This window comes from Candidatus Burkholderia verschuerenii (assembly GCF_001189365.1).
Lineage (GTDB): Bacteria > Pseudomonadota > Gammaproteobacteria > Burkholderiales > Burkholderiaceae > Caballeronia > Caballeronia verschuerenii.
The window spans coordinates 1-20,208 of the sequence record NZ_LFJJ01000415.1 but is presented as its reverse complement, the minus strand read 5'-3'; the positions used below and the strand labels follow the sequence as shown (position 1 = coordinate 20,208).

Sequence of the window (20,208 nt, the reverse complement as noted above, 5' to 3'; positions counted from 1 at the left end):
AAGGCGTGGAGCAGGTTACGTGCCGCGCCTTCATCAACCGTGGTCGCGCCTTGACTTCCTTACTTTAGTCGATGCCGTTACGCACTCTTGACCGCTTGCGTCTTGCCGCCGGCCAAGGCCTGATCGTCGCGCGCGGGCGCGGCGCTCTCGACGACGCGACGCGCGCGCAATGCCGTGCGGCTCGGACGCACGTGACTGACATCGACATACAGTGCGACCATCTTCGCGACGGCTTCGTTCCAACCGAAATCGCACGACATCGCGTTGCGCTGCAGCGCGCGCCACGTCGGCGGGCGCATGTAGGCATCGATTGCGCGGCTGGCGGCGTCGATTACATCCTGCGCACGCTCGCCGTCAAACAGGAAGCCGGTGGCGGCGCGCGAAGCCCGATGCGTCGGCGCTTGCGCAATGGGCTGATCGTACGTGCCGTCGCGCAGATAGGCGGCGGGACGCAAAACATTGCGCGTCATTGTTTCCGTCAGACGATCGGCGTTTTGCGCCGCATCGACGATCGTGTCGGCGAGGCCGCCCACGCGCGATGCAACCGGCAGCGTGCCGTAGCGCATCGCGTAAAGTTGCGTGAGTCCGCACGGCTCGAAGCGGCTTGCGTGCAGCAGAATGTCCGCACCCGCATGCAGCGCGTGCGCGCGTCTTTCGTCATAACCAATATGCACGCCGACGCGATCCGGCCACTCCTGCGCGAGCTTGCGGAAACCCTTCTCGATATACGCTTCGCCCTTGCCGATCACCGCCAGTTGCAAGCGCGGATGCTTTTCGAGCAGGCGCGGCAGCGCGTCGAGCACGACATCGGCGAGCTTTTGTCCGGTCATGCGGCTGCCGATCGCCATCAGCGGCGCGAACGGATCGGCCGGCAGGCCGAACATGCGTTGCAGTGCGCGCTTGCAGGCGTGCTTGCCGCGCATATCGTCGAACGAATAGTTGCGTGCGATGGTTGCATCGACCGCGGGATTCCACGTCGTATCGTCGATGCCGTTCACCACGCCCGACAGTTTGTCCTGGCAGCTTTGCAGCACGCCTTCCATCAGATGACCGAAGCGCGGCGTCAGGATTTCGTGCGCATACGTTTCACTGACCGTCGTCACGCGATCGCTATGGACGATACCCGCCTTCATCAGACTCAGCGCGCCGTAGAACTCGATGCTTTCCGGATTGCTGAACGCATGCGCGAGCCACTTATCCGGCACGCCCAGCGACGGTCCGACCGACAGCGCGTAGTTGCCCTGGAATGCCAGATTGTGGATCGTGAAGACGCTCTTCGCCTGGACGCCCGCGTGCTTCATCAGAAGCGGCGTGAGGCCGGTATGCCAGTCGTGCGCGTGAACGATGTCCGGCTTCTTCACGCCATGCACGCCCTGCGCGATCCGCACGGCGGCGGACAGCTTCGCGAAGCGCACGGCGTTGTCCGGATAGTCGCGGCCCTGCGCGTCCTGATAGAGACCGGTGCGCGCGTACAGCGCATCGCAGCGCAGCAACAGCACGGGCACGCCGGTGTCGGGCATGCGTCCGCGCAGAAGCGCGGCATCTCGCCGCCGGGCAGGCCGGTCAGATTGCAGATTGCCGACCTTGCTCAAACCAACGGTGGCGGCGATGGCGTTCGGATAGGCGGGCAGAAGAATCGTGGCATCGACGCCGGCTTCGCGCAGGGCGGCGGCGTAGGCGCTGACCATATCGCCGAGGCCCCCGGTTTTGGCGAGCGGGACGGCCTCGGAAGCGACCAGCAGAACGTTCAAGGGCAAGGTGTGCTCCAGTGCGGGAGATGCGCGAGGCCGGATCGATGAGCGTGAGCCGCGCGGTCGGTGCTGATCAGGGTAATCACGGAAAGCTTGGCGCAATGCAGCAATCGCTGTGCCACGCGCGATTCCGCCAAAGCATCGCGAAGCGTCGACGATCAACCGAAAAGCACGATCGCGCCGCGTGTAAAACTGACTGCGGCGCGCGGCCGGTTTTTACACGGCAAGGGATCGAGCTTAGGGAGCGCTTATGCAGCGCGTGTGACAGCGATGTCGGGCATCGACATCGGCGAAAAGGAACGATGCGCGGCGTTCAGCCGCCGACCATGCTCGCCGCGATGTTGATCGACAGCCCGAGCACCGCGAGGTTGAAGAAGAACGACAGCACCGATTGCGCGAGCGCGGTGCGACGCACTGCCGTGGAGCACAGCGCCACATCCGAGGTCTGCGAAGCCACCGCGATGGTGAACGAGAAGTACAGCAAATCCCAGTAACCGGGCTTGAGATGCTTGTCGGGAAACTGCAGCGCGGGCTGCTGCCGGTCCGATCGATATAATGACGCGCGTAGTGCAGCGTGAACATCGTCGGGATAAGGAACCATGCGCCGAGCATGGTCGCGCCGGTCAGCGCGTAGTGGAGCCAGGCATCGTGACCGTGATTCTTCGCCGTCGCGAGCTCGGCGACGATCGCCACCAGACTCGCGATCGCCGCAATGCTCACCGCGACCAGCACGGCGGCGGCGTTCTGGTCCTCGCGTTCGGCAAGCGCCTGCACGTTGGATTGCTGCGACGTGCCCATCTGAATCCAGATCAGCAGGAGATAGAGCCACACGGCCGTGTCCCAGCCGATCAGCGCGCGCACCACCGCGCCGTGTCCGGTCACCAGCAAGCCGACGCACAGGCCGACCAGAAGGCCGATCAGCGCGCGCGGGCGATTGCGCAAAACCTGCGGGAGCATCTTCATCGTCGTTGGAGTGTCATGTGGGCGAAGCTCGCTCGGCGAGTGCGATTATGGGCGATACGGCTTTCATTGCGCCTGTAACGTTTGCGTGCCGACGCGCAACAAATCCCTGTCTTGCCACATGGGAAGCTCTATAACCGGCAGGTTTTGCGGCATTATCATCGTTTATCTGCGGCGCGCGCGAACCCGTTCGACACGCGCGCCCGATTCGTTTCGCGAAAGCGACCCACCCCGCACAACGGCTCGAATTCTGAAGCTAAGATCGGTCGCATGAATGATCCTACGTTTCCTCTCGTTTGCAGGCATCCGGCCAACGAGGTCGGACGCGATTTCGTCGTCGGCGATATTCACGGCTGCGTCGACGCGCTCCGCTATTTGTTGCGCGAAATCGACTTCGACGGCACGCGCGACCGGCTGTTCTCCGTCGGCGATCTGGTCGATCGCGGCACGGACTCGCTCGCGGCCATCGATCTGATCGACAAGCCGTGGTTCTATCCGGTGCTCGGCAATCACGAAGATTCGCTGATCGCGGTCGCCACCGGCGCGATGAGTCGGCAGGCGTGGTACGCGATTGGCGGCGCATTGGCCGAGACGCTGCACGACGACCAGCTCGGCGATCTCGCGCTGCGGCTGTCGAAGCTGCCGCTGGTGCGCGTGGTCGGTCAGGGCGCGCGGCGCTTCAATGTGCTGCACGCGGAATTCTTCGGCAGCGACGCCGATCTCGATGCCGCCAATTACTCCGACGAAGTGCGCAATCTGCTGCTGTGAGGCCGCGGTCTTGCGCTCGGTAGCGGCGATCCGACGCGTCAGCGCGGCCTGTCGCCGACCTATTGTGGCGACACGCCGACGCGCGCGGTCAAGCAGATCGGCTCGCAGATCTATATCGACACGGGCGCGTTCGCATCGGAAGGGCGGCTGACCATCGTGCAGGCGGGCACTGACGAGCGCTGGTCCGTGAAGGAGCGCTGGGCGGCCGCCGAAGGCGCGCGCGAACTCGCCTTGCCCTGAGTTTCGGCGTCGCGCGCGCGAGCGGCACGGCCGTTGCTCGATCCATCGCTATCGCAGCTCAATGCAGCAGAACGATAGCGAGGCGCACGGTGGCCAGAATCGGACGACAACACGCGACAGGCGGCGGCTCGGCGGATGCGCCGGGCGGCGTGCAGGGCTGCCCGGAAGATTTGCCGCCGGGCTTGCGCTACATGGACGACTCGCGGCGCGGCTATTCGCGCGAGTGGATCGACGGCGCGTTCGTGTACTTCAACACGCAAGGCAAGCGCATCGACGACGAAGCGGAAATCAAGCGCATCAATGCGCTGGCCATTCCGCCCGCTTATGTCGATGTCTGGATTTGCCCCGATTCGCACGGACACTTGCAGGCGACCGGCCGCGATGCGCGCGGGCGCAAGCAATACCGTTATCACCCGCAATGGCGCGAAACGCGCGACGCCACCAAATACGAGCACGAGCGCATGCTCGCGTTCGGCGCGTCGCTGCCGAAGCTGCGCGCTCGTGTGGCGCGCGATCTGTCGCTCGACGGCATGCCGCGCAATAAGGTGCTCGCGACCGTCGTCCGTCTGCTCGACACGACGCTGATTCGCGTCGGCAGCGAGGAATACGCGCGCGAAAATCGCTCATACGGATTGACGACACTGCGCAAACGCCATCTGAAGGTATCGGCGAAGACGCTGCGGTTCCGGTTTCGCGGCAAGAGCGGCATCGAGCACGACGTTGCCGTCAGCGATGCGCGCGTCGCGCGGATCGTCAAGCGCTGCATGGACTTGCCAGGCCAGGACCTGTTTCAGTATCTCGACGCGGACGGCACGCGCCACGCCGTGAGTTCATCCGATATCAACGACTACTTGCACGAGATCACCGGCGCGGAATTTACCGCGAAGGATTATCGGACGTGGGCGGGCAGCGTGTTCGCGCTGGCGGCGCTGCGTCAGCTTCAGTGGGAAACGGTGACGGAGGCGCGCAAGCATATCGTCGGCACGATCAAGGACGTCGCGCAGTTGCTGCGCAATACACCGGCAGTGTGTCGCAAGTGCTATGTGCATCCGGCGGTGATCGAGGCGTTCGAGGCGGGCGAACTGGCCGATGCGATGCCGGCATCGCGCCGTCGCGGGTTGCGCACCGACGAAGCCGCGTTGGCGATCTTTCTGGAAAAGGACACGAAGCGCCGCGCTCGCGAGGCGACGCGCCAGAACGGCAAGGGCGATGCACGTCTCACCAGCTTGCTGAAGGAATCGAGCCGCAAGGCGCGCGCGGGTGCGCTCAAGACGAGCGCGAATGGCGCGGCGGATCAGGCGCTGGAGAGCGCCGCGCGCAAACCGGCATCGAAAGCCGCGCGGCCCGCGACGAAGAAACTCGCCCGGACGCGCTCTTCTGCGGCAGTCGCGATGAGTTGAAACGTTTAACCGACCTGGTTGAGTTCGAACACGTAATCGATCGTTTCGCCGTTCCAGTTGTATTCGAGGTAGGCCGCGTGCCGGCAGTCGTGCAGCATCGTCGTGCGCCGCGCCGCGAGACATTCGCCCTGCGTATCCCGGCACCGATGGATTCGCGATGCCCGGCGCGCCTGCGCGCCGCACCGCGCGACCGAGCGCGTAGTCGTCGGGATCGAGCAGCTTCGGATCGAGGCCGGCTTGCGCGATGTTGCCGCCCGCAGATCATCGATGACTTCGCCGCGCGCCGTGACCGTGTAGAGACGCATCTGCGTGCGCAGCGGCGCTTCCTTCGTCGCGGCGAGGAACAGTCCCGAGTGATATCGCGTCTCCGCGATCGCCGTGCTTTTTCCGCGCGCGCAGTAGAACACGCCGTAGCTGCCGTCGGAAAAGCGGCTGCCGCTCGGGTTCAGATGCGTGAACGCGGCCATGATCGGTCCGCATCCCGGTCCGAAGCAGCGTTCGTCGGCGGGCACGAGATCGAGTTCGCCGACTTCGGTGCGCAGCCGGTCGTTGGTCATGGCTTCGAGCGCGTAGAGCGCTTCGAAGTCCTGCGCCGACGCCACGCGATCGAACAGATTGACGGCAGGGAAGCGAGTGGGAATCACGCGATAAGCCGGCGACCAGTCGAGATCGCTACGCGGCCAGCGCTCGCGCCAGTCGATACTGCGATGAGTGATGGTCACGCCCAGCCGCCTCGCATCGCATCGAGATATTGGCGCACGGCGACCAGATCGCTGACATTGCCCGCCAGCATGCGATCGAGCGCCGGACGGCCGCCGAACGGCGGCGCGTTGTTGGCGCGTTTGATCCAGGTATCGGCGGCGGTGGGTTCGGGCAGGAGGATTTGCAGCGCTTTATAGATGCCCAGAATCAGCGACAGGCGTTCGAGCGTATCGCGCCCGAGACGCGCGGATTCCGGCGTCTGCTTCCATTTGAAGAAGGTAGAGCGGCCGGGCGTGCCGAGCAGGATGATCTGCTCTTCGGTCGATAGCGACCAGGCCTCGGCGATCCTGAAGAACGCGCGCAGGCCGGCCGCTGACATCTCGCCATAAGCCGGAGCGAGACGCGGCGCAATTCGCCCGCTCTCGGCGGAAGTCACGCGGGCGGCGTGGGACATGATTGAGTCTCCAGAGGAACTTATCTTGCATATTAGTCCACATTTGGATTATTGCAAGTTCCACGTAGCATTCGCGCGATGCCAGAGGTGTCTCAATCTTCGTCGTTCGGACCGTAATGACGGCCGGGAATGTGCGCCTTGATCTCGTCGGCGAGTTGCGAGGGCGTGCAATCTGCCGACACCACGCGTCGCTGCAGGCGCGGATCGTCCTTGAAGATCCACTCGGCCATGCGATACGTCTGGCCCCATAGCGGCTCGATCGGCTGCGACAGGCGGCAGGTCTGCAGCTTGAGCGCGTACTGGCTGCGCATCGTGCGGGCGAGATTGGCGAAGGTTTGGCGCGCGGCGGTGTGGGCGGGCATGGCACAGTCCTTTTGACGACGGCTCGGGTTCGAGCGCGGATCGAGTGTGGACGTGCAGAATTAAGTGCGGCTTAATCCGATCGCATGGTGCGCGTAAGTGCGCCGGGTGCGTCGAAACACCGCTCCCGCCGACGTATCTCAAAACTACGGCCGCGCGCCGGTCAAGAGGCGCTTCGGCATTTTCACCACGGCGCGCCCGGCGTGTGACCGGTCGCGAAGAAACGTGCGCGCCGGCGGCTTTCCGCTTCGTACGCGTTGACCGGGAAGGTCTGTAGTTGCGCCCGCCCGGATGCGCGACATGATACTGGCATCCGCCGATGCTGCGTCCCGTCCCACGTATCGACGATATCGAACGTGAGCGGCGCATGCACGCCGATGGTCGGATGCAGCGACGACGACTGTTGCCACGCGCGATACCGCACGCCCGCGACGTATTCGCTGACGCGGCCGGTCGATTGCAGCGGCAAGGGCACGCCGTTGACCGTTACCACATGACGGCTGCCGTTCATGCCGATGGCGCGCACTTCGAGCCGCTCCACCGACGAATCGACGTAACGCACCGTGCCGCCCGCCGAGCCTTCCTCGCCCATCACGTGCCACGTTTCCAGCGCGTTGCGGATCTCGAGTTGCATGCCGCTGACGTCGTAGGAGCCGACCATCGGAAAGCGGAATTCGAAATGCGGCGCGAACCAGCTTTTCTCGAACGCGAAGCCCGCTTCGCTCAGATCGGCCAGCACGTCGTCGAAATCCATCTGCACGAACGTGCTCAGCATGAAGCGGTCGTGCAGTTCCGTGCCCCAACGCGTGAGACGCGCGGTGTACGGCGTCTCCCAGAATCGCGCGACCAGCGCGCGCAGCAGCAGTTGCTGCACCAGACTCATGCGCGCGTGCGGCGGCATTTCGAAGCCGCGCAGTTCGAGCAGACCGAGACGCCCGGTCGGGCCATCCGGCGAATACAGCTTGTCGATGCAGAACTCCGCGCGGTGCGTGTTGCCCGTCACGTCGATCAGGATATTGCGCAGAATCCGGTCGATGAGCCACGGCGGCACGGTCGCGCTGTCGCGTCCGCCGAGCAGATCGAGCTGATGCTGCAGTTCCTTGAATGCGAGTTCGAGCTCGTAGACCTGATCGTTGCGCGCATCGTCCACGCGCGGCGCCTGACTCGTCGGGCCGATGAAGAGGCCGGAAAACAGCATCGACAGCGACGGATGGTTGTGCCAGTAACCGATCAGGCTCGCCAGCAGATCGGGACGGCGCAGAAACGGGCTGTCGGCCGGCGTCGCGCCGCCCAGCACGAAATGGTTGCCGCCGCCGGTGCCGGTATGCCGTCCGTCGACCATGAACTTCTCGGGGCTCAGATACGACTCGTGCGCGGCGTTGTAGAGAAATTCGGTGTGCGCGACCAGTTCGTCCCAGTTCGACGCCGGATGAATATTCACTTCGATCACGCCCGGGTCCGGCGTCACCTGAAGCATCTTCAGGCGCGGATCACGCGGCGGCGGATAGCCTTCGATGATAACCGGCATCGCCAGTTCGGCCGCCGTCGCTTCGATGGCCGCGCGCAGATCGAGGTAATCGTCGAGCTCGGTCAGCGGCGGCATGAAGATATGGATCAGCTTGTTGGTCCGGCCGTTCTTCGCGAAGGCTTCGGCTTCCGCCTTCGGACCGGCCGCGCGCGCCGGATCGCGTGCCTCGACGCACAGCGCGGTGCGCGTGATCTCGCCCGCGGATTGGCCGCGCTTCGACTCGGCTGTCCCGTAGCCTGCGGCGACCCGCGTCACACGGTCTTCGCTCGCGCGGTTTGCATTTTGCATGCTGAATGCATCTTCACCGGTCGCGGCGTTTGCATATTGCATGCGTAATTCAGACGCGCTGCGCAAGGGCGTCGGCGGCGCGAACGGATCGTGTTCGTGCTGATACGGGTAATCGGCTTCCGACACCCACGGCAGCGAATCGAGCGGTAGACGGTAGCCCATCGGCGAATCGCCCGGAATCAGATACATGCGCTCGTCGCGGAAGAACCACGGCCCGCTGATCCAGCGGCCGGGCTGCAGCGCGGGTCCCTCTTCGCGCGCGATCGGCAGCACGTAACCGGTGACGGACGGCAGCCCCGCATCGAATACGCGGCGCAGACGGGCGCGCTCCAGTTCGTCGTCCAGACGGGAATCGAACGGATCGACGTTGACCGGCAGACGGCGTTCGCGCCACAGGTAGTACCAGGTGTCCTCGAAGGCCGGCTGGACGAAGCTCGAATCGATGGAAAGCTTGCCCGCCAGATGACCGATGAAGCGCGCGGCGTCCTCGGACGTGTAGTTTGCGGGCTGGCGCTCGTCCGCGAACAGCGACGAATCGTGCCAGCACGGCTCGCCGTCCTTGCGCCAGAACAGCGACAAGGCCCAGCGCGGCAACTGCTCGCCCGGATACCACTTGCCCTGACCGATATGCAGAAAGCCGCTCGCGCCGTATTCCGCGCGCAGCTTGTCCATCAGCGAAACGGCGTAGGCGCTCTTGGTCGGGCCGAGCGCGTCCGTGTTCCATTCGGGTGCATCGCGGTCGCGCACGGCGACGTAGGTCGGCTCGCCGCCCATCGTCAGGCGCACGTCGGCGGCGTTCAGTTGCGCGTCGACCTGCTCGCCAATGCGCAGCATCGCGCTCCAGTCTTCCTCGGTGTAGGGCTTCGTCACGCGCGGCGTTTCCAGCACGCGGGTGATCGTCATCGAATGGCCGAACTCGACTTCCGATTTGTCGACCGCGCCCGATACCGGCGCGGTGCTGTCCGGCTCCGGCGTGCAGGCGACCGGAATATGGCCTTCGCCCGCCAGGAGCCCCGAAGTCGGATCGAAGCCGATCCAGCCCGCGCCCGGCAGATACACCTCGCACCACGCATGCAGATCGGTAAAGTCCACTTCCGTGCCGCTCGGACCATCGAGCGATTTGGTGTCCGGCGCGAGTTGCAGCAGATAGCCAGACACGAAGCGCGCGGCCAGACCCAGATGGCGCAGCGTTTCGACCAGCAGCCAGCCCGAATCGCGGCACGAACCGGATGCGTTGACCAGCGTTTCCTCGGGCGTCTGCACGCCCGGCTCCATACGGATCAGATAGCGGATTTCACCCGCGAGCCGCTGATTCAGCGCGACCAGAAAGTCGATCGTTGCCACCGGCGTGAGGTCGATACTGTCGACGAATGCGGCAAAGCGCGGCGTCGGCTCGCGCTTGATCATGTACGGCGCGAGATCGTGCTGCAATTCCGGCGCGTAAGCGAAGGGAAATTTTTCAGCCGACGGTTCGAGGAAGAAATCGAACGGGTTATAGACGGCCATTTCGGCGACGAGGTCGACCGTCACCTTGAATTCGCGCGTCTTCTCGGGAAAAACAAGCCGCGCCTGGTAATTCGCGAAGGCGTCCTGCTGCCAGTTGATGAAGTGCTCCTCCGGCTCGACGCGCATCGAATACGACACGATGGGCGTGCGGCAATGCGGGGCGGGACGCAAGCGCACCACTTGCGGCGAGAGACCGACCAGCCGGTCGTAACGATACTGCGTGACATGATTCAACGCGACACGAATGGACACTCCGCACTCCTTTTATTCAAATGACGCCGCGCGACGTTTGCTTCCGACGCCACGGCGTTTTCTTTCCGATGTCCTGCCGACGCTTGACTTGAAACCGTCTGAAAACCGCTTGAAACACGACACTTTTCTGCGGCACGATGTTTGCGCATGCTCCGCCATTTCAACGACGCAAGACGGCGCGCGACCGCGCAACAATCCTCTTTCAAGCCCAGACGATGAAGACCTTCCACTGCAACCGCTGCGAACAACTGGTGTTCTTCGAGAACACGCACTGCGAAAACTGCGGCGCGCAACTCGGTTACCTTCCCGAGATCAAACAGATCAGCGCCTTCGAGGTGATAGAGGACGGCCGCTGGAAGAGCCTGCATCCCGAAGCGAAAGATCAGTTCTTTCGTCCGTGCCACAACTACGCGGTCGAAAACGTCTGCAACTGGGTCGTGCCCGCCGATTCCCCCGAGACCTTGTGCTGCTCCTGCCAGCTGACCAGCACCATTCCCAATCTGTCCACCCGATAACCGCGTGTACTGGTATCGGCTGGAGCAGGCCAAACGACGCCTGCTCTACACGCTTTCCGAACTCGGGCTGGACGTGAAATCGCGTCAGGCGGATCCCGAACGCGGCCTCGAATTCCAGTTCCTCGAAGCCGATTCGCAAGGCCACGGCGTCATGACGGGGCATAACAACGGCCTGATCACGCTCAACATCGCCGAGGCGGACGACGCGCATCGCGAGAAAACCCGCACCGCGATGCACGAACCGTATCGCACGCTGCTCGGCCATTTCCGCCACGAAACCGGCCACTATTTCTTCGACCGGCTGATCGGCGATACCGCGCGCATCGCGCCGTACCGCACCGCGTTCGGCGACGAGCAGCAGGACTATCAGGCCGCGCTCGATCGCCACTACAACGAAGGCCCGCCGCCCAACTGGGAAGAGAACTTCGTCAGCGCCTACGCCACGATGCATCCGTGGGAAGACTGGGCGGAAACGTGGGCGCATTACCTGCATATCGTCGATACGCTCGATACCGCCGTGTCGTGCGGCCTCGCGCTGGTGCCCGATACGCCGAACGAGCCCACGCTGACCGATCAGACTCCGGTCGAAGACGCCGACTTCGATGATCTGATGAAACGCTGGTTCCCGCTCACCTATGTGCTGAACAGCCTGAATCGCAGCCTCGGCCAGCCCGACGGTTATCCGTTCACGCTCGCGCCCGCGGTGATCGACAAGCTGCGCTTCGTGCATCGCGTCGTCGCGGCGGCCGCGCGGCGTTGAACGCATCGCTTCAGGTCGAGCTTTGCGACTGACTTTGCGTGCCTTGCGACTGTGACTGCGTTTGCGATTGCGTTGGTGTTGGAGCCGGGGCTTCTTCGGGAGCTTCCGGCGCCATCGGCAAGAGAAATTCCTGGCTGACGGCGCTGGCCAGTTCGTTGACTCGCGCCAGAAAGCTCACCAGAAACGCATGCAGACCGCCCTGCAAGATATCGCCGATGCGCCCGTTCTTTAGCTCCGCGCTCAATTGCGCCGCCAGCCGCGCCGCCTCGGTGTCGCGTCCTTTCGTTACCTGACCGATCAGCAATTCCACTTCGGCGATGCTCGCGGCAAGCGAACGCGGCCAGTCGCCGTACAGAATCAGCAGGCCCGCCACGCGTTCTGGCGTAATCACATCGCGATACACGCGCCGATACACCTCGAAGCCCGACACCGAGCCGAGGACCGCCGTCCAGTGGTGATAGTCGAACGGTTGTGCGGACGTGTCGGCGCGCTGCTCCATCATCTCGAACTTCACATCGAGAATGCGGGCGGTATTATCCGCGCGTTCGATGAAAGTCCCGAGACGCATGAAATAAAACGCATCGTCCTTGACGAGCGTGCCGAGCTGCACGCCGCGCGACAAGTGCGAGCGATGCTTCACCCACTCGAAGAACGAATAACGGCTCGCGTTCGAGAATGCCGTCGCCCAGAAGACGCACGTATTCGAGCCAGGTCGTATTGAGCGATTCCCAAAGTTCGCTGTTGGTCGAACTGCGCACCGCGCGCGCATTCTCTCGCGCGGCCCGCAGACAGCTCGCGATCGACGACGGATTCGACATGTCCGCCGCCATGAAATCGACCACCTCGCGGCTTTCCATGCCGTGATGCGCGGCTGAATAGATGCCGCTCAACTCGGAGATGGACAGCATCGCGCGCCAGCCCAGTTCCGCGTATTCGTCGGACTGCGGCAACAGCGAGAGCTGATAATTCGCGTCCAGCATGCGCGCGGTGTTTTCGGCGCGTTCGGTATAACGCGCCATCCAGAAGAGATGATCCGCGGTACGGCTCAGCATGGGTGTTCCCTGTTATCGGTATGGATGATCGCGGCTTTTTAACGTTCGAGAACCCACGTGTCTTTCGTGCCGCCGCCTTGCGACGAATTGACGACGAGCGAACCCTCTCGCAACGCGACACGCGTGAGTCCGCCCGGCACCATCCGCACGTCGTGACCCGAGAGCACGAACGGGCGCAAGTCGATATGACGCGGCGCGATGCCCGCTTCGACATAGGTCGGGCACGTGGAAAGCGCGAGCGTCGGCTGGGCGATGTATTTCTCCGGATGCGCCACGAGCACCGCGCGGAACTCCTCGATCTGCGCCGTCGTCGACGCCGGGCCGACCAGCATGCCGTAACCGCCCGCGCCGTGCGTTTCCTTCACGACGAGTTCAGCCAGATGATCGAGCACGTACTTGAGATCGTCGGCCTTGCGGCACATGTAGGTCGGCACATTGTTGAGGATCGGTTCCTCGCCGAGATAGAAGCGCACCATGTCCGGCACGTACGGATAGATCGATTTATCGTCGGCGATGCCCGTGCCCACCGCGTTGCACAGCGACACATTGCCCGCGCGATACGCCGAAATCAGGCCCTTGACGCCCAGCGCCGAGTCGGGACGGAACACGTCGGGATCGAGAAAGTCGTCGTCCACGCGGCGATAGATCACATCGACGTGCTGCGGTCCTTGCGTCGTGCGCATATAGACCAGATCGTTCTCGACGAAGAGATCCTGCCCTTCGACCAGTTCGACGCCCATTTGCTGTGCGAGGAACGCATGCTCGAAATACGCCGAGTTGTACATGCCCGGCGTCATCACGACGATGGTCGGATTTTCCGCGCTCGCCGGCGCCGACGCGCGCAAGGTATCGAGCAGCAGATCGGGATAATGCGCGACCGGTGCCACGCGATTGCGGGCGAACAGATCGGGGAACAGGCGCATCATCATCTTGCGGTTTTCGAGCATGTACGACACGCCCGACGGCACGCGCAAATTGTCTTCGAGCACGTAAAACTCGCCCTGTCCCGCCCGCACGATATCGATGCCGGCGATATGCGCGTAGATATCGCGCACGACGTCGACGCCCTTCATCTGCGGCCGATACTGCACGTTGCCGACGATCTGCGCTTCGGGAATGATGCCCGCGCGAATGATGTTCTGCTGATGGTAAATATCGTGGATGAAGCGGTTGAGCGCATTGACGCGCTGCCGCAAGCCGCGTTCGAGCGCCTTCCACTCGTCGGCGGGAAAGATGCGCGGGATTACGTCGAAGGGAATCGTGCGCTCGGGGATCACGCCTGGCAGATCGCTGGTCCCGTACACCACGAAGGTAATGCCCACGCGTCTGAAGTTGAGATCCGCCTCGGCCCGCTTGAGGCTCATCTGCTGATCGTTCTGCGCGGCGAGCCAGCCCATGAAATCACGATAATGCGTGCGGGTCTCGCCTACGTCGCGAAAGGCCGCCGCCGTGACGCCGCGCGCGTCCACATCGTTGAGCTCGAACATCTCGTTGAAGAATGCTTGCGTCATAGCCGATCTTCCATATGAAGTGCATGCCGGGGTGGCGCGCCCCCTTCGCTGTCATTCTGGTCGCACTTGCAAACGCTGTTCGAAGAGCCTGATCGACGCGGCATGCCCGGTCAAGCCGAGCATGTCGTGCTGTGTGTTAGGCGACCTCGAAGCGTGATGCCAAGTCATTGTGCATCGATTGCGCAGGCTGCCCAGTGCCGTCAATAAAAAAGCAACTTCAGTGCCAATGAGTTTAACCACACATCGGCATTAAACGAATGCTGGATTTCGCCGAGATGAAAACGGCGTGCACCAAAATGGTGCAACATTTCGAACCAGTGCACAGTCTGGTTCAACCGCATGCCGCAAGACGGTGCGCGCGTTTCAATGATCGACCTCGACGCCGGTATGATATGCGTCTCTCTGCAAGCATAAGATCGCTCATGAATACTCCGTCCGATGCCGCTCCCCGCCCCGCCTTGCGCGAACTGACGCCGCTCGAAGCGCGCGTGCTCGGCGTGCTGGTGGAAAAGCAGCACACCGTGCCCGATACCTATCCGCTGTCATTGAATTCCCTGACCGCGGGCTGCAATCAAAAGACGGCGCGCTCGTCCGTGATGAATGTCAGCGAAGACGAAGTGCTGACCACGCTCGACAGTCTCAAGCGTCTGAGTCTCGTCTTCGAAGGCAGCAGCAGCCGCGTGCCGCGCTTCGAGCACAACGTCAATCGCGTGTTGAGCGTGCCGAGCCAGTCGGTCGCCCTGCTCGCGACGCTGTTTTTGCGCGGCCCGCAAACGGCCGCCGAGCGGCGCGCCAATAGCGCGCGCTTGCATTCCTTTGCGGATATCTCGTCGGTCGAAAGTTTTCTCGACGAACTCGCCGATAATGAACCGCCGCGCGTCGTCAAACTCGCGCGCGTGCCTGGCGAACGCGAAAGCCGCTGGATGCATCTGCTGTGCGGCGAAGTCGCCGCAAGCGAAGCCGCCGTGCGCGAATCGTCGGGCGGCGGTGGTGAAACGTATTCGCTGTCCGAATTCGAAGCGCTCAAGTCGGAGCAAAAACGCCTCGCCCATGAAGTGCAACAGTTGCGCGCGCTGGTCGAGCGCATGGCGGCCGAACTCGGCATCTCGCCCGACGAACCGGCTTGAGCGTCGGCATGAGCGTGCTGCTTGCCGCTGAGCTGGTCTTTCGTGCAGACGGCACGCCTTATTCACCTTTGCATGACGATGTCTATCACAGCCCGGCCGGCGCGCTCGCCCAGACGCGGCATGTCTTTCTAAAGGGCAATGGCTTGCCGGATGCCTGGCGTCTCAAGCCCGCCTTTACCGTGCTGGAAACGGGCTTCGGCATGGGCATCAATTTTCTGGCGACATGGGCCGCGTGGCGTAGCGACATCGAGCGATCTGCGGCGCTGGAATTCGTATCGATCGAAAAATATCCCTTTAGCGCCGACGATTTGCGCCGTGCGCATGCGGCGGTCATCGACGATCCGTACGTCATGCCATTGGCTTTACAACTCGCCGATGCTTGGCCTCCGCTTGTGCCCGGCATACATCGCCTGAGCTTCGATTCAGATGCGGTCGGCTTGACGCTTATCTTCGGCGATATCGCGGACGCACTTGCTTCGTTACGCGCTCAAGCGTTTATCGCCGATTCGCTTTATCTCGATGGCTTTGCGCCCGCCAGAAATCCGGACATGTGGACGCCTTCGGTCATGGCATCGCTTGCCGCGCTTTCTAGCAATGAAACGACCTTTGCCACTTATACGAGCGCGGGCAGCGTGAAGCGCGCGCTAAGGGAAAACGGCTTTGAATTTCGCAAGGTGGCGGGCTTTAGCGGCAAATGGGCGATGCTGACAGGCAAGCGCGCAACCAGCCCGATCGAAACCAATTGCGTTATAGATTAGTAATTTTTAATTAAGCAAATTTAAAGCGTTCTTTAGCCTTAGTCCTTATCGGCAACAAAAACCATTTTCTTGGATAATGCGCTCCCGTTGGCGGCGCGGCGCTTGCTAAGCAGCAACGGGACAAAGCAACGCCGCAGCACGCCGGCCCGTTCCGATCAGCGCAGATTCAAGAGGAGAATGCTTTGGAAGCCGATAACGATGCGCCGCGCCGACCCTGGCTTTGGGTCACACTTTTGATTCCCTATATCGCCCTGCTATGGCTGCCGTTTTATAACGATACGCGTCCGGCAGTCGCGGGTTTTCCGTTTTTCTACTGGTATCAGTTTCTTTGGGTGCCGCTCACGTCGCTGCTGCTTTACGTCGTGTACAGGGGACTCAAATGAACGATCTCAATCCGGTCGATCCGGTCGCGATGACCATCTTCATCGCATTCTTTGCCCTGGTCACCGTGCTGGGCTTCGTGGCCGCGCGCTGGAAGCGTGGCGATCTCACGCAGCTTCATGAATGGGGTTTGGGCGGGCGTCAGTTCGGCGTGTTGATCTCGTGGTTTCTGGTCGGCGGCGATTTCTACACGGCTTATACCGTGATCGCCGTGCCCGCGTTGGTCTATTCGGTCGGCGCTTACGGCTTCTTTGCGCTGCCTTATACGATCATCGTGTATCACTTCGTCTTTGCGGTGATGCCCAAGTTGTGGAAGATCGCGCACGCGAAAAATCACATCACCGGGGCCGATTACGTGCAAGGCGAATACGGCGGCAAATGGTTTCCCGCCGCCGTCGCGTTGACGGGTATCGTCGCGACGATGCCGTATATCGCGCTGCAACTCGTCGGCATGCAAGTGGTGATCAAGGGACTCGGCGTCACCGGCGAATTGCCGCTGATCGCGGCCTTCGTCATTCTTGCGGTCTATACGTATTCGAGCGGCCTGCGCGCGCCCGAGATGATCGCGTTCGTGAAGGACATCATGATCTATATCGTCGTGATCGCGGCGGTGTGGCTCATTCCGCAGAAGCTCGGCGGCTACGCGCACGTATTCGATTCGGCCGATCAGTTCTTCAAGGCCAAGGGCGGCGCGACGGGCATCACGCTCAAGCCGGCGCAATTCACGGCGTATGCATCGCTTGCGTTAGGGTCGGCGCTTGCCGCGTTTATGTATCCGCATACGATGACGGCCGTGCTGTCCTCGTCGTCCGCGACGACGGTGCGCAAGAACGCGATCTTTCTGCCCGCCTATACGCTGTTGCTCGGCTTGATCGCGTTGCTCGGCTATATGGCCATTGCAGCGGGCGTGCATGTGAAGTCCGCTTCGGATGTCGTGCCGACCTTGTTCGGCACGCTGTTTCCGTCGTGGTTCGTCGGCTTTGCGGCGGCGGCCATTGCGATCAGCGCGCTGGTGCCGGCGGCGATCATGTCGATCGGCTCGGCCAATCTGTTCACGCGCAATTTGTGGCGTCCGCTCATCGCGCCCGATATGTCTCCGGCAGCGGAAGCATCGTGCGCCAAGCTCGTGTCGCTGGTCGTGAAATTCGGCGCGCTGCTATTTATCGTGTTTCTGCCGACGCAATACGTCATCGACTTGCAACTGCTAGGCGGCGTGTGGATTTTGCAGATCTTCCCGGCTATCGTGTTCACGCTCTTTACGCGTCGCCTCACGACGCCCGGCCTGTTTCTCGGCTGGCTCGTGGGCATCGTGCTCGGAACCGGGCTTGCGATCGCGCAAGGGCTCAAGCCGGTGTATGTCCTGCATATCGGCGATGCATCGTGGCCGCTTTATATCGGCATCATCGCGCTCGTGGTGAATATTGTCGTGACGTTCGCGGTGTCGCTCGTTTCGCCGCGCAGGGTTCCTGTTACGGCTTAAGCATTTCATTTGCTTCGCTAAAGCCCGGCGTGTAGTACAGCGCCGGGCTTTTTTGCGCCTCGAAGCCGAAGCGAATGGTTCGACGCGGTGATACCATCGGCGACACGTCACGACAAGGCATGCTCAAATGAACGAATCGTCCGCTCGCGATATCGTCGCGCTAGACGCCATCGCGTTATCGAAAGCCATTCACGCGCGCGATGTGTCCTGCGTCGACGTGATGAACGTTTATCTCGATCAGATCGATCGCCTGAATCCGCGTGTGAACGCTATCGTCGCGCGAGAGGAACGCGAAGCCTTGCTGGCGCAAGCCACGGAGCGCGATGCTCAACTGGCGCGCGGCGAAAGTCTTGGCGTGCTGCATGGATTTCCGCAAGCGCCTAAAGATATTCTTCCCGTCGCCGGCATGGTGACGACCAAAGGGTCGCCGATTTTCGCGGGTCAGGTCAGCGCGACGGATGCAATCGTATTCGAACGCATGCGTAAAGCAGGCGCGATTTTTATCGGCCGCACCAATACGCCGGAATTCGGACTCGGTGGTCACACCTATAACCCCGTGTACGGGACCACGCGCAATGCCTTCGATCCATCGCGTTCGGCCGGCGGCAGCAGCGGCGGCGCGGCGGTCGCGATGGCCTTGCGCATGCTGCCCTTCGCCGACGGTTCGGACATGATGGGATCGCTACGCACGCCCGCCGCCTTTAACAATGTCTTCGGCTTTCGTTCGACACCGGGATGCGTGCCCTACGCGCCTAGCGACGACGTGTTCTTTCAGCAATTCAGCGTCGCGGGACCGATGGCGCGCACTGTTCCCGAACTCGGCATGCTGCTCGCCGTGCAGGCCGGGTTCGATGCACGCGCTCCGCTTTCGCGTCGAAGCGATCAAGCCGCTCATTACGCAAGCGGACTCGAGCGCGATATGCGCGGTACGCGTATCGGCTGGCTCGGCGACATGAACGGTCATTTGCCACTGGAAGCGGGCTTGATGGATCTCTACACCAACGCGCTGCGGCATTTCGAAACGGCGGGTTGCATCGTCGAAGCGGCGGCGGTCGATTTCAATGGCGAGCGTCTCTGGAAAGCGTGGCTCGATCTGCGCAGCTTTACGTTTGCCGGGACGAATGCCCCGCTCTATCGCGACGAAGCCACGCGTGCAAAGCTCAAGCCCGAAGCGGTTTGGGAAATAGAACGCGGATTGGCGCTATTGGCGGAAGACGTGGCGCGCGCCGCGCGGGATCGCTCGGCGTGGTATCAGGCGATCAATGCGCTCTTCGAGCGCTTCGATTTTCTCGCGATGCCTTCCGCCCAAGTGTTTCCGTTCGATGCCGCGCTAGACTGGCCGCACGCCATCGGCGACCGTGCAATGGACACGTATCATCGCTGGATGGAAACGGTGGTGCCCGCGACGATGGCGTCAATGCCGGCTCTTAGCGCACCAGCGGGTTTCGGGCCGAATGGCTTGCCCGCTGGAATACAGATCATCGGCCCGACGCAAATGGATTTGCCTGTCTTGCAACTAGGTCTGGCTTATCAGCTTGCAAGCGGCTTGACGGACGTACGCAGTCCGTTGCTCGACTAGCGGGCCTTAAGAAAAAGAGGCCAGCATTCATTTAAGCAAGCGCGGCGAGACGCTCTCAAGCCGCCGTGCTTTGCACACGCTTTCTCGTGACCTTCTTAGCCGCTTTGACCGTCTTCGTGGTCACGCGCTTGCCGTTTGCTTTAGCCTCTGCGCCATCGATCAAGAACACGCTGCGATCGGGAGCGTCCTTGATCCATGCCGGCGGCCGCGCATGACCGCTCCAGGTGAGACCCGAAACCGGATCACGATATTTCGGCGGCATCTTGGACTTTGCTGCGAGCTTGCCTGCGCCGTTTGCGCCCTTTGCGCCCTTTGCGTCTTTAGGAAGGTTCTTCGAACCAACCGGACAACCACGCTTTTTCAAACCGTTCACGCCGCGCTTGTCGAGATCCGCCGTCGTCAAACCATACTGTTGCATGAGTGCGCGAATATTCGCGATGACTTCAGCGGATTTCCGTTCGCGCAATGAGTCTGCACGGCGCCGCAGTTTTTGAATCTGGGTTTCCAGACTGTGCCAATGTGGCCATTTTTCCTCCTTGATCGTTTTATCGAAGTCTAAGACCTGACAGAGCCTCGAGCGTTCAATGCAGGTCAAGGCGATGCTTTTGAAACGCAAGCGCAAAGCTTGCAATGCACCTTCTTTGACACTGCATGCTGCCATGGCGACATCTTAAAGGCGCTTGCGAAGTGCGACGCCGTTTTATCAAAAGAAGTTGTGTGCGTCAAGTTGTGCAGAAATCGGATGCCGGTGGTTTCAGTTGATCCTTCTGTGCGACGTGCGGCGCGAAGGGCGTAGCCCGCAGCGCCGAACGCCGCGCGGCCGCTATGCAGCAGCG

The 20,208-nt window shown here is 62.3% G+C and carries 13 protein-coding genes and 4 pseudogenes; 8 read left to right on the top strand and 9 right to left on the bottom strand.

Annotated features, from left to right (window positions below):
• Window positions 1–77: 77 nt before the first annotated feature.
• Both glgA and BVER_RS29510 read right to left on the bottom strand, forming a co-directional pair.
• On the bottom strand, window positions 78–1,757 hold the full coding sequence (gene glgA / locus BVER_RS29515) for a glycogen synthase GlgA (RefSeq protein WP_050456227.1): 1,680 nt from the start codon (window positions 1,755–1,757) through the stop codon (window positions 78–80).
• 307 nt (window positions 1,758–2,064) lie between these two features.
• A pseudogene (locus BVER_RS29510) lies at window positions 2,065–2,714 on the bottom strand (DUF1345 domain-containing protein).
• A gap of 267 nt (window positions 2,715–2,981) precedes the next feature.
• On the opposite strand from BVER_RS29510, the pseudogene BVER_RS29505 reads away from it, so the two are divergent.
• Together BVER_RS29505 and BVER_RS29500 are read left to right on the top strand one after the other, a co-directional pair.
• Window positions 2,982–3,719, top strand: a pseudogene (locus BVER_RS29505) (metallophosphoesterase).
• 98 nt (window positions 3,720–3,817) lie between these two features.
• Window positions 3,818–5,119 carry a DNA topoisomerase IB gene (locus BVER_RS29500; protein WP_370444292.1) on the top strand — a complete coding sequence of 434 codons (1,302 nt, stop codon included), beginning with the start codon at window positions 3,818–3,820 and terminating at the stop codon, window positions 5,117–5,119.
• 5 nt (window positions 5,120–5,124) lie between these two features.
• On the opposite strand, the gene BVER_RS29495 is transcribed toward BVER_RS29500, so the two are convergent.
• From BVER_RS29495 to BVER_RS29480, 4 genes are all read right to left on the bottom strand, one after another.
• Window positions 5,125–5,841 (bottom strand): RES family NAD+ phosphorylase, encoded by a 717-nt coding sequence (locus tag BVER_RS29495; RefSeq protein ID WP_083452440.1) that lies wholly within the window; start codon window positions 5,839–5,841, stop codon window positions 5,125–5,127.
• Entirely contained in the window at window positions 5,838–6,275 is a 438-nt protein-coding gene (locus BVER_RS29490) for an MbcA/ParS/Xre antitoxin family protein (RefSeq protein WP_050456225.1), read from the bottom strand. Before BVER_RS29490 ends, BVER_RS29495 begins: the two co-directional genes overlap by 4 nt.
• Before the next feature lie 92 nt (window positions 6,276–6,367).
• Window positions 6,368–6,637, bottom strand: a complete 270-nt coding sequence (locus BVER_RS29485; RefSeq protein WP_050456224.1) for a DUF2866 domain-containing protein — start codon at window positions 6,635–6,637, stop codon at window positions 6,368–6,370.
• Window positions 6,638–6,819: 182 nt separating this feature from the next.
• Window positions 6,820–10,209, bottom strand: coding sequence for a transglutaminase family protein (locus BVER_RS29480; RefSeq protein ID WP_332309170.1), 3,390 nt, complete (start codon window positions 10,207–10,209; stop codon window positions 6,820–6,822).
• Between the two features lie 215 nt (window positions 10,210–10,424).
• Between BVER_RS29480 and BVER_RS29475 the strand changes: the two are divergent.
• A pseudogene (locus tag BVER_RS29475) lies at window positions 10,425–11,484 on the top strand (zinc-binding metallopeptidase family protein).
• A gap of 10 nt (window positions 11,485–11,494) precedes the next feature.
• Here BVER_RS29475 and BVER_RS29470 read toward each other — a convergent pair.
• Both BVER_RS29470 and BVER_RS29465 read right to left on the bottom strand, forming a co-directional pair.
• Window positions 11,495–12,536: pseudogene (locus BVER_RS29470) on the bottom strand (alpha-E domain-containing protein).
• Between the two features lie 38 nt (window positions 12,537–12,574).
• Window positions 12,575–14,047 (bottom strand): circularly permuted type 2 ATP-grasp protein, encoded by a 1,473-nt coding sequence (locus tag BVER_RS29465; RefSeq protein ID WP_050456223.1) that lies wholly within the window; start codon window positions 14,045–14,047, stop codon window positions 12,575–12,577.
• A 422-nt stretch (window positions 14,048–14,469) separates the two neighbouring features.
• On the opposite strand from BVER_RS29465, the gene BVER_RS29460 reads away from it, so the two are divergent.
• The 5 genes from BVER_RS29460 to BVER_RS29440 all read left to right on the top strand — a co-directional run bounded on the left by BVER_RS29460 (window position 14,470) and on the right by BVER_RS29440 (window position 19,372).
• Window positions 14,470–15,174, top strand: a complete 705-nt coding sequence (locus BVER_RS29460) for a YceH family protein (protein WP_050456222.1) — start codon at window positions 14,470–14,472, stop codon at window positions 15,172–15,174.
• On the top strand, window positions 15,171–15,932 hold the full coding sequence (gene mnmC2 / locus BVER_RS29455) for a tRNA (5-methylaminomethyl-2-thiouridine)(34)-methyltransferase MnmC2 (protein ID WP_232316949.1): 762 nt from the start codon (window positions 15,171–15,173) through the stop codon (window positions 15,930–15,932). The genes BVER_RS29460 and mnmC2 overlap by 4 nt, the downstream gene beginning before the upstream one ends.
• 182 nt (window positions 15,933–16,114) lie before the next feature.
• The gene (locus BVER_RS29450; protein ID WP_050456221.1) at window positions 16,115–16,315 is read left to right on the top strand and encodes a DUF3311 domain-containing protein; all 201 of its coding nucleotides are present in this window, start codon (window positions 16,115–16,117) and stop codon (window positions 16,313–16,315) included.
• Window positions 16,312–17,793, top strand: coding sequence for a monocarboxylate uptake permease MctP (gene mctP / locus BVER_RS29445; RefSeq protein ID WP_050456220.1), 1,482 nt, complete (start codon window positions 16,312–16,314; stop codon window positions 17,791–17,793). The genes BVER_RS29450 and mctP overlap by 4 nt, the downstream gene beginning before the upstream one ends.
• Window positions 17,794–17,920: 127 nt before the next feature.
• A complete protein-coding gene (locus tag BVER_RS29440) occupies window positions 17,921–19,372 on the top strand; it encodes an amidase (protein ID WP_050456219.1) in 1,452 nt (483 codons plus the stop codon).
• Between the two features lie 55 nt (window positions 19,373–19,427).
• Here BVER_RS29440 and BVER_RS29435 read toward each other — a convergent pair whose 3' ends face one another.
• Window positions 19,428–20,033 carry an H-NS histone family protein gene (locus BVER_RS29435; protein WP_232316947.1) on the bottom strand — a complete coding sequence of 202 codons (606 nt, stop codon included), beginning with the start codon at window positions 20,031–20,033 and terminating at the stop codon, window positions 19,428–19,430.
• Window positions 20,034–20,208: the final 175 nt, after the last annotated feature.